The following is a 14,395-nucleotide window of genomic DNA, read 5'->3' as shown; positions in this document are numbered from 1 at the left end:
GTGACTTACACATTCACAGTAACCAATACTGGTGATGTATCGATTAATTCTGTTACTATCACTGATGATTTATTAGGTGGTGATATTACAGCTACGCTTACTCTTACTGGTGATAATGGTGATGGTATTCTTGACCCAACTGAAACATGGGTATTTACTGCACCAGATTATACAATAACACAAGCTGATGTTGATGCTGGTAATATTACCAACAATGTAACAGCTGAAGGTTTAGAACCTGATGGAACAACTACGGTTCAAGCTACGGATACTTATGTAATCGATGCTAATAATCCGGATGTGACACTTTGTAATGAATCTGGTTTACAACTTATAAAAACTGGAGTGTTCAACAATGAAAATGGAAATGACTGTACTGAAATTGGTGAGACTATAACGTACACCTTTACTGTAACCAATAATGGTGATATAGCATTAGGAAATGTAATTATTTCTGATCCTTTATTGGAAAATGCAACACCACCTGTGAGTATTAACTTTGTTTCCGGAGATACAGATAGCGATAATCAATTAGATCCAGATGAAACTTGGATATATAATGCTACCTATTTAGTTACTCAAATAGATATTGATGCTACTCAAGTAATTAATACAGCGACCGTAACTGCAGAAGAAGTTGTAAATGGAACAATTATAACCGCTTCATCTCAGACTATAACTGATTTAATTGAAGACACTACTCCACCTGACATTTCTAATTGTGCTGTTCTTGATGAAGTTATTGAGTGTAATGGTGCAGAGAATGAAACAATTGCTAATAATTGGAATGCCGCTAATATTATGGCTTTAGAAAATTGCGCAACAGATGCTTGTGATAATAATGTTATAGTAACTTCAGACTATACCTTTGGAAATCTAGTTTCTGATTGTGGTGCTGGTGGAACAATAACTGTAATTTATACGCTTACAGATGCAACTGGAAATGCTAATACTTTCACTGCTACTCTTACACTACAAGATACAACTGGGCCTGATTTATCAGCATGTACTGTTGTTGATGAAACTATAGAATGTAGTGGTGATGATAACGAAACTCTTGCTATGGCTTGGAATGCTGCTAATATTGCTGCACTTGAAACTTGTGGTACAGATGCTTGTGATGTAGACCCAACAAACGTAGTGACTTCAGATTATGACTTTGCTAATCTAGTCCCAACATGTGGTGCTGGTGGTACAATTACTGTCTTATATACTGTAGCTGATGATTGTGGTAACACTTCAACTCTTACTGCTACGTTAACGATTGAAGATACAACACCACCTACATTTTCTGTCCCTGCTAATATCACTATTGAATGTGACGTTGATGCTACAGACTTGGCGCTTACAGGTGATGTTACTGATGAATCCGATAATTGTGATAGTGGTTTACAAGCTACTTTCACTGATGGTACTGCAGATGGAGCTTGCTCTAATGAATATATTATTACGCGCACATGGTCATTAACTGATGCCTGTGGAAATAATACAACTTTTGTTCAAACTATAACAATTCAAGATACAACTGCTCCAATGTTCAACGAAACATTACCTGCAGATGCTAACGTAGAATGTGATAATGTACCAACAGCAGAAACATTAACTGCTAGTGATAATTGCGGTGATGCAACAGTTGAATTTACTGAAGTGATTACGAATGGAGCTTGTATTGGTGACTATATTATAGAACGTACATGGACTGCTACAGATAGTTGTAACAATGATACTGTACATACACAAATAATAACTGTTGAAGACAATACTGCACCTACAGTAGTTACAGGATTCGATGAAAATATAACGGTTGCTTGTGATGATATCCCTGAAGTTCCAAGTTTAGTATTTGAAGATTCGTGTTCTAATAATATAGATGTAGTATTCGATGAAGTTTCAACTCAGGTTAATGATTTTGATGATTATTCAATCATAAGAACATGGACAGTGACTGATGATTGTGGTAATGAAGCGGTATTCACACAAAATATAACAGTAGAAATAAGTAATGTCATTAACGTTATGGATGCCGAACGTTGTGTCCTTGATATTGAATTTGATTTATTCGATTTATTATCCGGTGATTTTAGCATGGATGGAGCATGGAGTGTCGTAACTGGTAATACAACTCTAAACGGAAGTTTCTTTGATCCTTCAACAGCTGATGTTGGTATATATACATTTATGTACTCTATTACTGAAGGACCATGTCCTAAAGAAGTAGAAGTTACAGTTACAATGGATGATGATTGTTTAGTACTACCTTGTAGTTCTGAAGATAATGTAGTCATATCTAAGACTGTGACTGCAAATGGCGATAATATCAATGATTATTTTACAGTAGACTCTATTGAGCAATGTGGCTTCGTTATTGAAGTACAAATATTCAATCGTTGGGGAGCTGAGATATACAAATCTAATAATTACCAAAACGATTGGAATGGTAATGCTCATGGATCTTCCGTAGGAAATTCTGGCAAAGTTCCAACAGGTACATATTATTATATTATTAATATAAAAGATAGTGGATTAGCACCATTTACAGGTCCTATCTACGTGGCAACAAATTAAAACTTAACCGATGAAGTTATCAAAATTTATAAGTATTGCCATAGTCATATTGAGTGTCTCTACTGCTTTTGCGCAGCAATTACCTCAGTTTACGCAATACATGTTTAATACTATTTCTATTAATCCGGCTTATGCAGGTAGTAGAGAAACACTTAGTGTAGTTGGTTTGCATAGAAGCCAATGGGTTGGTTTAAAAGGTGGACCAGAAACCCAGACCCTATCTGTTCATACACCAATGAGGAACGAAAAAATGGGTTTAGGTATCTCATTTATTAATGACAAGTTAGGTTATGAAAATTTCTCATATTTATATGCAGATTATTCATACACAATTAATACTAGTGAAACTACAAAATTAGCTTTTGGTATTAAAGGTGGTTTTACACACTATACCTTAGATCAAGAGCTACTTAATGATCCTTCTGTTGTTGATGACCCGTTCTTTAATGATGTATCTAACCGTTGGAGTCCTAATGTTGGTGCAGGTCTGTACTTACACTCTCAGCGTTGGTATGTTGGATTATCAGCACCTAGAATATTAAATACCGACTACAATAAAGGACGTCAGGGCACTTTAGATTATATTGCATTAGAACGTATAAGTTACTATTTAACCGGTGGTTATGTATTTGACTTAAATGAAACGACTAAGCTAAAACCTTCAGTATTATTAAAAGCAACAAATGGTGCACCACTTTCTTTTGACATTTCTGCAAACTTCTTATTTAATGAAACATTTTGGATTGGTGGTGGCTACAGAGTAGATCAAAACACTTCTGCTTTAGGTGCTATTGCAGATTTTCAAATATCAAAACAATTAAGAATTGGTTATGCTTATGAATTTCCATTCTCGGACTTAAGGGCATATACCAGTGGTACACACGAAATATTATTGATGTTCGAAATCTTTAAAAGTAAACGAATTAAATCGCCAAGATATTTCTAAAAAGAAACGCATTATGAAGACAAGATTATTAATTATTACTCTTATTGTAAGCTGTTCGTTATCTTTTTCCCAAACGAAATTGGCAGATAAGTTTTTCGATAATTACTCTTATGAAAAAGCCATTGAGTTATACGAAAAGGCAATTTCAAAAGGCGATAATAGTGTTCATGTTCTAACGCGGTTAGGAGATGCCTACTACAATAATTCTAAATCTGAGAAAGCTGCTTATTGGTATGGCGAAGCTTTAAAAGAGCATAAAAAAATTGAAGCCGAATATTTATATAAATATATTCAATCATTAAGAAGCATAGGTAGTTACAAAGAAGCTGACAAGTGGTTTAAGGAATTAAGTGCTGCTCAACAAGGCGATAGCAGATTAAAAGGCTATAATCCTGATGAAGTAGATTTGTACAGTAAATTAACCGCTGAGGGAGATATAATTGTCACCATTGAAAATCTACCTTTCAACTCTGAATATTCAGACTTTGGACCTTATGTGGTCGGCAGCAAGCTGTACTTTGCTTCTGCAAGAGGTGACGACAAAAAAGTTTATAACTGGAACAAAGAACCTTTTTTGGATTTGTTTGAAGTAAATATTATAGATAGTAATGATTTTCTTTCTTTTGATTCACCGAAAGAAATTAAAGGTGAAAAGGTAAACACCGATTATCACGAAGCCTCTATTGCAATTACTAATGATGGCAAAACTCTATATTTTACAAGAGATAACATCAATAAGCGTAATAGATTGCAATATGACAAAGAAGGCACTACACATCTTAAAATTTATAAAGCGACTTTAATAAATAATCAATGGACAGATGCTGTAGAACTTCCATTTAATGATGATGTATTCTCAACAGGTCATCCCGCTTTGAGTGTTGATAATAAGACATTATACTTCGTTTCAGATCGTGAAGGCGGTATTGGTCAAACAGATATTTATTCTGTCTCAATTAACGAAGATGGATCCTACGGAGAACCTATAAATCTTGGTGAAAAAATTAATACTGAGGGACGGGAAATGTTTCCTTTTATTAGTCAAGATAATACATTGTTCTTCTCTTCTGATGGCTATTTAAATTTAGGACTGTTGGATATATTTAAATCAAACATCCTAAAAGGCGATCGCTCTGAACCAGAGAATTTAGGGGCGCCATATAATAGTGGATATGACGATTTTGCATTCTTTGCAGATTCATCAGGCCAAAAAGGATATTTCTCTTCTAATAGACCAGAAGGTAATGGTGGTGACGATATTTACAGCTTTAATGCAGTTTTATGTAAGCAGCAGCTTAAAGGTGTTGCCAAAGATGATAGATCTGACATGGAATTACCCGGAGTCTCAGTAAAATTAATCGATGAAACAGGCAAGGTCATTGAAGAGGTTATAACTGAAGATGATGGAACATATACTTTTGAAATTGACTGTAATAAAACCTATACTATTCTTGGTAGTAAACCAGATTACAAGGATGATAAAGAGACACTTGCAACAGCATACGATAATGAGAAGGAAAATACTGTTGACTTATTCTTAATTCCTTTAATTACTGATAATCAAATCGTCATTAATCCAATATTTTTTGATTTTGCCAAATCAAATATAAGAACAGATGCACAATATGAGTTAGAAAATATTGTTGATGTACTAAGAAAGCATGAGGATATGATAATTAAAATTGAATCGCATACGGATAGTAGAGGACGCGATAAATACAATATGAAATTATCTGACAGAAGAGCTAAATCTACTAAAGATTATCTTATCTCTAGAGGTATTCATGCTAGTAGAATAGAAAGTGCTATTGGTTATGGTGAAACAAAACTTTTAAATAAATGTGGTAATCGTGTAAAATGTACTGAAGAGGAGCATCAAATAAACAGACGTTCTTATTTTTACATTGTAAGCGAGTTTTAGACCTCAAAAAATAACTTTTTTTAAAGAGCAAGCTTTTATAGGCTTGCTTTTTTTGTATTATCTTTATTCTCAACGGATTTCAAATTAAAAAAATGGAACTGACAAAAGACATAAAGGAATATGTAGATAAAAGTGTCCTTTGCTGGCTTGCTACAGTCTCTGTCGAAAACGTACCAAATGTCTCACCAAAAGAAATTTTCAACTACTTTGAAACTGATAAAATAATTATCGCAAATATCGCTTCACCTCAAACGGTTCGAAATATAAAGGATAACCAAAATGTTTGTGTGAGTTTTATCGATATTTTGAAACAAAAAGGATTTCAAATTAAAGGAAAAGCTAAAATCATTACAGGAATAGATTCAAAATTCTCGGAAATGGAAAATATTTTGACTGAAATGACAGAAGGAAAATTTCCATTCAGGACAATTACTGAAATATCTATTGAGCAAGTGAAACCAATTATTGCACCTAAATATATTTTCTATCCTAATACAACAGAAGTAGAACAAATTGAAAGTGCAAAAAAGACTTATGGAATGAAAATGTAAAAAGAATAAGTTAAAAAAAGAATGCAGTCTATAGCAATTTTATACCAAGCCAATCTTCCGCCAACTAATGATGGCATTCAGAAACCAATGAAGCCAGGCGGATACTCCGATAGCGGAGCAGACATCGCTTGCGAATTGATAAAGCATAATATTTCGATAGTTACACCTTCTGAAAATCCAGATATTAATAATGATTTTGATTGGGTTTTTCCTGATACTAAAAATGGAATTCAAGATGCTTTGGATAAAGGTGCCAATACATTTTGGCTAAATACTATTTTATACCAAAATCACGTCATAGAAAGCTTCTTTGGATTGGATATTCAGTTTGTTGGGCAAATACCAAGACAAGTAGATGCTTATGATGATAAATATTTTACAAATGAGCTTTTGCGGAAAAACAAAATTCCCATACCCAAAACTAAATTGATTTCAATCGATAATATGGCCGATTATGAATTGGATATTCCTTTTCCTTTAGTTGTTAAACCGATAAGAGGGAGAGGAAGCCAAGGTGTTTCATTGGTTAAAAATCAAAAAGAATTAGACACCAAACTAAATGAAATATTCTCTGATAAGATCTACGGAAATATGATCTATGTAGAGCAATTTTTGAGCGGCCAAGAAATAACAATTACGGTAATGCCATCAGGTACTTATTTAATTAAAAATCAAAAAAGAACTTTTAAAAAACCTTGGAGCCTTCCAGCTGTAAAAAGGTTTAACCATATAAACGGAATTGCACCTTACAATGGTATAGTAGCAGTAATAAAAAACAGCTCAGTTCTTAATCATAGTGAACTAAATTCAGAGACTATTATTAAAGTTTGCGATCATTGTGAAAAAGCAGGTGAATTATTAAATATAAAAGCACCTATAAGAATAGATTGCCGTGCAGAAGAAAATGGAAATTATTTTTTATTCGATCTGAATATGAAACCCAATATGACAGGACCGTCAAGACCACATAGACAAAATCAAGATAGTTTAACCTTATTGGCTTCCAGAGAAATTGGATGGGATTATATAGACTTATTGAATAATATGCTTATGCAAGCTTGGAGGCCAATAAATCCAAGCAATTGAATAAAAAAGCCACAAAAATTGTGGCTTATAGAGGCTTTTAAAAAGTTGTAATCTCTTCTATCTTTTTATAAAAATGTTGGTAAAATACCACTTACCTGCTTCATTTTGTTCAGCAGAGACATCAAAATCTGTATAATTACCTTTAATATTATCTCTGTGACTTGGACTATTTATCCAAGCATTAACTACAGATTGTGCAGAATTGAAGCCATAAGCCACATTTTCTGAAACTATATTAGCATTTGCATTAACTTGTAAACTTTGCTTTCTTTGAAAAAAGTTATCGTGAGATACGTTATTTACTTCTATCATATAATCTGTATGAGTATAGGCAACAGCTTTTACAGTATTATGTTGATTTAATGCACTTAATCCCTCACCAATTCTATAAGCATTTATGAGCTCCATAATCTCGATTTCAATCTGTTTAGCTTGAGGAGCAATAGGCACTTCAATCGAATTTATAGCATCTTCTGCGACAGTATCAGTTGAGCAAGATGTAAAGCCAAAGACGGCAACAATAGCCAAACATGGCAATAGTTTAGACAATCTCATAAGTAGGTTATTTAGGTTTGGGATATCTAAGCTAGTAACCTAAATACTAAAAAAAAAGAAAATCTAGAAAAATTCGATGAAATACATGTATTTTATCGATTTTTTATGCCAAACATCGATTAAATGCACGTTTTAGAATAAAAAAAATGGATTATGACGTTTAAAATTACCTTTAGTCGATAGTTTGTAACTATGGGGAAAGACGCTCTATTTTCCAATCAAAATCTTCTTGAAGTTGATAGCGGATTCTATCATGTAATCTATTAGGTCTGCCTTGCCAGAATTCTAGCTCAACAGGTTTTACTATGTATCCTCCCCAATTTTTTGGACGCTCAATATCCTTACCTTCATATTTAGTTTCTAAAGCTTTTAGATTAGCTTCAAGTTCTGCCCTATCATTTAAAACTTCACTTTGATTAGAAACAATGGCTCCAAGTTGACTTCCGCGAGGTCGTGATTCAAAATAGCCATCACTTAAGTTTTCTGCAATTTTTTCGGCTTTTCCCTTAATAATGATTTGTCGCTCTGCAGCATGCCAAAAAAAAGATAAGCACACATTAGGATTGGCAAGAATGGCTTTTCCCTTTTCACTATTATAATTGGTGTAGAAAATAAATCCTTCATAAGTGTATTTCTTTAATAGCACTACTCTACTTTTTGGATAACCATCTAAGCCCAAGGTAGAAATAGTCATTGCATTGGTTTCATCAATGTTAAAATGTGTATCAACTTCAATAAACCAATTACGGAATAATTCTAATGGGTTTTCTGGAACATTATCTAATAATAACTCCCCCTTTTCGTAAGATTTCCTGTAGTTGCTTAGGTCTTTTTCCATAGACCTACGAAGTTAGTTTATTATTTTGTTTATATCAAAAAAAGAGTAGATTTGAATTCTTAAACCCTAACAAAAATTTATAACCCTAATTATGCGCTTTGAAGAATCCTCCCTATCAAAATCATTAAAATATGAAAAAGTAGTTCTAGATATTGGCTCTTATTACTTACTAGATAATTTTTTTATTATGGAAGTCAATGAAGGTGAACATTTTGACTGGAATGAATTAAATAAAGTTATTTCTATCTTAAGAGAGCATTATGGCTTTCATAAGACAGTAGCTTATATTGCTAATAGAGTCAATTCTTATTCAATTGACCCTTTACTTTGGTCTTATTTTGATAAAGATGATAGTATTTTAATTGCTGCTTCTATTGTTAGCTATAGAGATTCTACTTTTTTAAGTGCTAATATTGAAAAACAACTCTCATCTATTCCTTTAAAAAGGTCTAAAACTCTAGAAGAAGCCATTAATTGGGTGCAGCAATTGAAAGAATTAAACTAAAAATCAAAAGTCTTACCGTCCTTTGCTAATAATACATTGTCAAAAACAGTTTCTGCTTCTGATTTAAAATCATCATAACCATTATAACGTGTAGAAAAATGCCCAAGAATTAGAGTTTCTACATTTGCTTTTTTAGCAATTTTAGCTGCATGTTTGGCAGTACTGTGTTTGGTTACTATACAAAGGGCTTCATTTTTGTCTAAAAAAGTAGACTCATGATATAATACAGTAACGTTTTTTATTATAGGAACAATACTTTCATCATAAGCAGTATCGCTACAAAAAGCATAACTTTTAGCTGCTATTGGGTCTTTAGTTACTTTTTCATTACTTATTAAAACTCCATCTTCATTTTCTACATCAAAACCTTGCTTTAACTTTCTAAAATAAGCTACGTTTATATTGGCTTCATTAACTAAATTAATATCTAATTTCCGTTCATTCTCTTTTTCTTTAAACAAAAATCCATTGGTATAGACACGATGATCTAAAGGAATGGTATGCACTTCTACTTTATCATCTTCGTAAATGAGTTCTGACGTTTTTGAAGTTAATTCATGAAAAATAAGAGGGTATTTGGTCCAACCATTAGATAATTTCATTTGAAGTGTTATGACTTCCTTTAATCCTTTTGGTGCATAAATATGAAGTTCAGTTTCTCTAGTTAATAGGCTAAAAGTATTGATTAGGCCCACTAATCCAAAGTAATGATCTCCATGAAGGTGCGAAATAAAAATATGTTTAATTCTCGAAAATTTTATTTTATTTCGTCGCAATTCTACCTGAGTACCTTCACCGCAATCAATAAGAAACATGTGGTTTTTAATTTCTAAAACCTGAGAGGTAGGATTGGTATTAATACGAGGAGTGGCACTGTGACAGCCTAGGATTGTTAATTTCATTAATTAAATCCCTAAATCACGTTCAATATCTTCCATTTCAATGATATCGTAAGCTTCCTGCATGGTAGGTACAACAACTATCTCATCTGGCATCTCGTCTAAATTTACCTTATCAGAAACAATTACAAATGACTTTTTATCACCTCGATGATTATTTGATAATCGCAAGAATTCAATAACATCTTGTAATGTAATTTTATCTATACTAGATAAATTTACAATTAAATGATAGTTTTTATATTTATCATAGTCTTGTTCAATATTATTGACCAATGTCTTTACCGATGCTTTCTCCTGAGTAATTATGGTAATGTTACCATCTCTATCTATGATCATAATCTATTGTTTTATTTTGGCAGCGAGTAAGTAAATGACAGCCATCCTTACTGCTACTCCATTCTCAACTTGATTTAAAATAATAGCCTGTTTAGAATCTGCAACGTCGCTAGTAATTTCTACACCACGATTTATAGGCCCTGGGTGCATAATTACAATATCTTTATCTAAGCTATCGAGCAGTTCCTTATTGACACCAAATTGCTGTGTATATTCTCGTGTTGAAGGAAAATAACTAATATCCATACGCTCATTTTGTACCCTTAACATATTAGCCACATCGCACCATTCTAAAGCCTTTTTAAGATTCGTCTCTACCTTTACTCCTAAATCTTTGATATATTTTGGAAGTAACGTTTTAGGACCACAAACCATAACGTTAGCACCTTGCAATTGTAATGCATATATATTTGAAAGCGCTACTCTGCTGTGCAAAATATCACCTACAATAACAACGTTTTTACCTTTTACACTGCCAAGTTTTTCTCTAATTGAATACGAATCTAATAAAGCTTGTGTAGGATGCTCATGTGCTCCATCACCAGCGTTTATTATACTTGCATTGACATGTTTAGATAAAAACACTCCTGCTCCAGGGTTTGGATGACGCATCACAACCATATCTACTTTCATAGATAAGATATTATTTACCGTATCAATAAGTGTTTCGCCTTTTTTTACTGAAGATTGCGATGCTGAAAAATTGATAACATCTGCTGAAAGTCGTTTCTCAGCAAGTTCAAAGGATAACTTGGTACGTGTTGAATTTTCAAAAAATAAATTGGCAATTGTAATGTCTCTAAGGGAAGGTACTTTTTTAATAGGTCTATTAATAACCTCTTTAAACTGATCAGCAGTTTCAAAAATAAGTTCAATATCTTGTTTGGTAAGATATTTTATTCCTAATAAGTGATTGACACTTAATTCACTCATAATTTCAGTGTTCTATTTATCAATTAAATAAACTACATCTTCTCCTTCATTCTCTACCCATTTTACCTTCACCTTTTGATTATCGATAGCATCTACTTGTCTGCCTTTATAATTAGGTTGAATTGGTAAATGTCTGCTAAAACGCCTATCAATTAAGGTTAATAATTCTATATTATTTGGTCTTCCAAAAGACTGAATTGCAGTAAGCGCAGACCTTATACTGCGGCCTGTATATAAAACATCATCAATAAAAACAACATTTTTATTTTCTACTATAAAATCAATTTCTGTGGTATTTGCTTCTAAAGGTTTTTCTCCTCGTCTGAAATCATCTCTGAAAAAAGTGATATCTAATTGACCTAGTTGAACGTTCTTAATTTTATATTCTTCTTTTAGCATTTTCGCTAAACGGTCAGCTAAAAAACGTCCTCTTGGTTGGATACCAATCAAAACAGTTTCTGAAAAATCATCGTGGTTTTCAATAAGTTGGCAAGCCAATCTGTGAAGGGTAATATTGACTTCTTTAGAGTTAAGTAGTACTTTTTGACTCATTTGGTTTCCAAGCGTTGTTGGTATACAAAGTTAAGTTAAAATTTTTGAAGATAAAATGTAAGTCACCAACTATTTATAGAAAGTAAAAAACCTCCCGTAAAACGAGAGGCTTTATAATATAGATTAATGAGATTCCTGCCTTCGCAGGAATTGAAGGAAATTACTTTTTCCCGTCCATTTTATCTTTAAGTGCTTGTAAAGCATCGTTGGCATCGCCTAAAGTTGGTTTAGCTTCTGCCGCTTGAGCTTCCTGTTTTCTAACAGCTTTCTTAACGATTTTAGCTTCTTCTTCTCTAAATACTGCTGTATGAGATGCTACAACACGTTTGAATTCTTTATTGAACTCAATTATTTTGAATTCTGCTTCCTCACCTTTCTTAAGCTTAGAACCATCTTCTTTTTCTAAATGGCGTGCTGGAATAAATGCAACGATATCATCGTTAAATTCTATAGTTGCTCCTTTATCTACCATTTCTGTAATAGCAGCTTTATGCACAGTATCTAAAGCGAACTCAGTTTCGTACTTGTCCCAAGGGTTTTCAGTAGTTTGTTTGTGACCTAAAGATAATTTACGTCCTTCTACATCTAACTCTAATACTACTACATCTAAGTTATCACCTACGTTACAAAATTCTGATGGATGCTTAATTTTCTTAGTCCAAGATAAATCCGAGATATAAATTAATCCGTCAATGCCTTCTTCTAGTTCAACAAAAACACCAAAGTTTGTAAAGTTACGTACTATACCTGTGTGCTTAGAACCTACAGGATATTTCTTTGTAATATCAGTCCATGGATCTGGTGTTAATTGCTTAATACCAAGAGACATTTTACGATCTTCTCTATCTAAAGTTAAGATTACAGCATCAATTTCATCACCTACAGAAACGAAATCTTGAGCTGAACGTAAATGTGTTGACCAAGACATTTCACTTACATGAACTAGCCCTTCAACACCTTCTTCTACCTCAACAAAAGCACCATAATCTGCAATGACTACAACTTTACCTTTTACTTTATCACCAACTTTAACCTCTTCACCTAAAGCTTCCCAAGGATGCTTAGATAATTGCTTAAGACCTAATTGAATTCTTGATTTATTTTCATCAAAATCAAGGATTACAACATTTAATTTCTGATCTAAGTCAACAATCTCATTTGGATGGTTGATACGAGACCAAGATAAATCTGTAATATGAACTAAACCATCTACACCACCTAAATCGATAAACACACCATAAGAAGTGATATTTTTTACAATACCTTCTAATACTTGTCCTTTTTCTAGTTGACCAATGATTTCTTTCTTTTGTTCTTCAATATCTGCCTCAATTAAGGCTTTATGAGATACAACTATATTCTTGAATTCGTGATTGATTTTCACAACCTTAAACTCCATAGTTTTATTAACATACTGATCGTAATCTCTAATTGGCTTAACGTCAATTTGAGAACCTGGTAAGAAAGCTTCTATACCAAATACGTCAACGATCATACCACCTTTAGTTCTACATTTAACAAAACCATTTACGATTTCTCCAGTGTCATGTGCGTTATTCACTCTATCCCATGCCTTAATTACACGAGCTTTTCTGTGTGATAATACTAATTGACCTGTAGCGTCTTCACGCACATCAATTAATACTTCCACTTTGTCACCAACTTTTAAATCTGGATTGTAACGGAACTCGTTAAGAGAAATTACACCTTCAGATTTTGCATTGATATCAATAATTGCATCACGATCTGTAATAGTAATTACAGTACCTTCTACAACTTCATCATCTAAAGTGTCAACGAAATTCTCTGATACTAACTTTTCGAATTCTTCTAATTTTTTATCCGCTACTTGCTCAATTCCTTCTTCGTAATTGTGCCAATCGAACTCTTTTAAGAATTTTTCTGGATTTGCTTGAGCTTCTGATACTACAGGAGCTTCTACTGTTGCTGCCTCAGTTGCTTCTACTGCTACCTCAGCTTTTTTTGTTTTCTTTTCAGCCATTGCTGATTAAACTTTGTATTCTGTAAAATTTGAAAGATTTGCGAAAAATTCTACAGAAGTTATTAATTTATGATTTCTTATTCCTTTTATTCTTTCTTATCCGCTAAAAAGGAGCGCAAAAATACTATATATTTCTCTGAAAACCAAACACTAAATACAGTGACTTTAATTTATTTTTTGTGTCAAAATAATAGTATGCCAAAATGATGGACATAATCTTAAAATTTGGAACATAATTTGGTATATTTACATTAATTAATAATTTAAAAAACTTACAATTATGGTTAGAGCTAAATACCAAGGTGTATTAGACTTAGGCGAAAAATTAAACATCCAAAACGGTGATGTTAGTGAAGACAACGGAGTACTTAAAGTAAAAGGTACAGCAGCTACACAATATGATAAAAACTTAATTTGGGATAAAATTAAAGAGGCAGGTGGAGATAATCCAGCAGATATTATGGCAGATATCAAAGTTGCAGACGAATCTGTGTATGCAAGACATACAGTTTCTTCTGGTGAAACTTTAGGAAAAATCGCTAAGCACTATTATGGTGATGCCATGAAGTACAAAGAAATTTTTGCGGCTAATTCTGATATTTTAAAGAATCCGGATATGATACATCCAGATCAGGAATTAATTATTCCTAATCTTTAATAAGAATATAGAAATTAAAAAAAGCGACTTTAGGGTCGCTTTTTT

The 14,395-nt window shown here is 32.9% G+C and carries 14 protein-coding genes; 7 read left to right on the top strand and 7 right to left on the bottom strand.

Annotated elements, in window-relative coordinates; genetic code table 11:
* The 5 genes from Q0822_RS14310 to Q0822_RS14290 all read left to right on the top strand — a co-directional run.
* A partial coding sequence (locus tag Q0822_RS14310) for a gliding motility-associated C-terminal domain-containing protein (RefSeq protein ID WP_299124799.1) occupies window positions 1-2,565 on the top strand: 2,565 nt, incomplete at its 5' end.
* 10 nt (window positions 2,566-2,575) lie between these two features.
* On the top strand, window positions 2,576-3,511 hold the full coding sequence (locus tag Q0822_RS14305; RefSeq protein WP_299124797.1) for a type IX secretion system membrane protein PorP/SprF: 936 nt from the start codon (window positions 2,576-2,578) through the stop codon (window positions 3,509-3,511).
* Between the two features lie 13 nt (window positions 3,512-3,524).
* Entirely contained in the window at window positions 3,525-5,432 is a 1,908-nt protein-coding gene (locus Q0822_RS14300) for an OmpA family protein (protein WP_299124795.1), read from the top strand.
* A gap of 92 nt (window positions 5,433-5,524) precedes the next feature.
* Window positions 5,525-5,983: a pyridoxamine 5'-phosphate oxidase family protein gene (locus Q0822_RS14295; RefSeq protein WP_299124793.1), complete on the top strand. Its 459-nt coding sequence runs from the start codon at window positions 5,525-5,527 to the stop codon at window positions 5,981-5,983.
* A 21-nt stretch (window positions 5,984-6,004) separates the two neighbouring features.
* A complete protein-coding gene (locus Q0822_RS14290) occupies window positions 6,005-7,069 on the top strand; it encodes an ATP-grasp domain-containing protein (protein WP_299124792.1) in 1,065 nt (354 codons plus the stop codon).
* Between the two features lie 57 nt (window positions 7,070-7,126).
* On the opposite strand, the gene Q0822_RS14285 is transcribed toward Q0822_RS14290, so the two are convergent.
* Complete coding sequence (locus tag Q0822_RS14285) at window positions 7,127-7,624, bottom strand: CAP domain-containing protein (protein WP_299124791.1); 498 nt, start codon at window positions 7,622-7,624, stop codon at window positions 7,127-7,129.
* Window positions 7,625-7,814: 190 nt separating this feature from the next.
* Window positions 7,815-8,462, bottom strand: a complete 648-nt coding sequence (gene pdxH / locus Q0822_RS14280) for a pyridoxamine 5'-phosphate oxidase (RefSeq protein ID WP_299124790.1) — start codon at window positions 8,460-8,462, stop codon at window positions 7,815-7,817.
* Window positions 8,463-8,553: 91 nt separating this feature from the next.
* On the opposite strand from pdxH, the gene Q0822_RS14275 reads away from it, so the two are divergent.
* The gene (locus tag Q0822_RS14275) at window positions 8,554-8,967 is read left to right on the top strand and encodes a hypothetical protein (protein ID WP_299124788.1); all 414 of its coding nucleotides are present in this window, start codon (window positions 8,554-8,556) and stop codon (window positions 8,965-8,967) included.
* Here the strand turns inward: Q0822_RS14275 and Q0822_RS14270 are convergent.
* The 5 genes from Q0822_RS14270 to rpsA all read right to left on the bottom strand — a co-directional run bounded on the left by Q0822_RS14270 (window position 8,964) and on the right by rpsA (window position 13,692).
* A complete protein-coding gene (locus Q0822_RS14270) occupies window positions 8,964-9,869 on the bottom strand; it encodes a ribonuclease Z (protein ID WP_299124787.1) in 906 nt (301 codons plus the stop codon). The genes Q0822_RS14275 and Q0822_RS14270 overlap by 4 nt on opposite strands.
* 3 nt (window positions 9,870-9,872) lie before the next feature.
* Entirely contained in the window at window positions 9,873-10,205 is a 333-nt protein-coding gene (locus Q0822_RS14265) for a ribonuclease Z (RefSeq protein ID WP_299124785.1), read from the bottom strand.
* A gap of 3 nt (window positions 10,206-10,208) precedes the next feature.
* A complete protein-coding gene (locus Q0822_RS14260; protein WP_299124783.1) occupies window positions 10,209-11,138 on the bottom strand; it encodes an aspartate carbamoyltransferase catalytic subunit in 930 nt (309 codons plus the stop codon).
* Between the two features lie 12 nt (window positions 11,139-11,150).
* On the bottom strand, window positions 11,151-11,690 hold the full coding sequence (gene pyrR, locus Q0822_RS14255; protein WP_299124782.1) for a bifunctional pyr operon transcriptional regulator/uracil phosphoribosyltransferase PyrR: 540 nt from the start codon (window positions 11,688-11,690) through the stop codon (window positions 11,151-11,153).
* 160 nt (window positions 11,691-11,850) lie between these two features.
* On the bottom strand, window positions 11,851-13,692 hold the full coding sequence (gene rpsA / locus Q0822_RS14250; protein ID WP_299124779.1) for a 30S ribosomal protein S1: 1,842 nt from the start codon (window positions 13,690-13,692) through the stop codon (window positions 11,851-11,853).
* Between the two features lie 280 nt (window positions 13,693-13,972).
* Here rpsA and Q0822_RS14245 point away from each other — a divergent pair, with 280 nt between their 5' ends.
* A complete protein-coding gene (locus tag Q0822_RS14245; protein WP_299124778.1) occupies window positions 13,973-14,350 on the top strand; it encodes a LysM peptidoglycan-binding domain-containing protein in 378 nt (125 codons plus the stop codon).
* Window positions 14,351-14,395: the final 45 nt, after the last annotated feature.

It is taken from the genome of uncultured Winogradskyella sp. (assembly GCF_947496485.1).
Lineage (GTDB): Bacteria > Bacteroidota > Bacteroidia > Flavobacteriales > Flavobacteriaceae > Winogradskyella.
Note: the sequence above shows the minus strand (reverse complement) of the source record. Positions and strands in the feature narration are given on the sequence as shown.

Coding starts and splice junctions, on each gene's coding strand:
- Q0822_RS14260 (WP_299124783.1), bottom strand. CDS start 11,138: ATGAGTGAATTAAGTGTCAATCACTTATTAGGAATAAAATATCTTACC.
- Q0822_RS14295 (WP_299124793.1), top strand. CDS start 5,525: ATGGAACTGACAAAAGACATAAAGGAATATGTAGATAAAAGTGTCCTT.
- Q0822_RS14275 (WP_299124788.1), top strand. CDS start 8,554: ATGCGCTTTGAAGAATCCTCCCTATCAAAATCATTAAAATATGAAAAA.
- Q0822_RS14285 (WP_299124791.1), bottom strand. CDS start 7,624: ATGAGATTGTCTAAACTATTGCCATGTTTGGCTATTGTTGCCGTCTTT.
- Q0822_RS14265 (WP_299124785.1), bottom strand. CDS start 10,205: ATGATCATAGATAGAGATGGTAACATTACCATAATTACTCAGGAGAAA.
- Q0822_RS14270 (WP_299124787.1), bottom strand. CDS start 9,869: ATGAAATTAACAATCCTAGGCTGTCACAGTGCCACTCCTCGTATTAAT.
- pdxH (WP_299124790.1), bottom strand. CDS start 8,462: ATGGAAAAAGACCTAAGCAACTACAGGAAATCTTACGAAAAGGGGGAG.
- rpsA (WP_299124779.1), bottom strand. CDS start 13,692: ATGGCTGAAAAGAAAACAAAAAAAGCTGAGGTAGCAGTAGAAGCAACT.
- pyrR (WP_299124782.1), bottom strand. CDS start 11,690: ATGAGTCAAAAAGTACTACTTAACTCTAAAGAAGTCAATATTACCCTT.
- Q0822_RS14300 (WP_299124795.1), top strand. CDS start 3,525: ATGAAGACAAGATTATTAATTATTACTCTTATTGTAAGCTGTTCGTTA.
- Q0822_RS14290 (WP_299124792.1), top strand. CDS start 6,005: ATGCAGTCTATAGCAATTTTATACCAAGCCAATCTTCCGCCAACTAAT.
- Q0822_RS14305 (WP_299124797.1), top strand. CDS start 2,576: ATGAAGTTATCAAAATTTATAAGTATTGCCATAGTCATATTGAGTGTC.
- Q0822_RS14245 (WP_299124778.1), top strand. CDS start 13,973: ATGGTTAGAGCTAAATACCAAGGTGTATTAGACTTAGGCGAAAAATTA.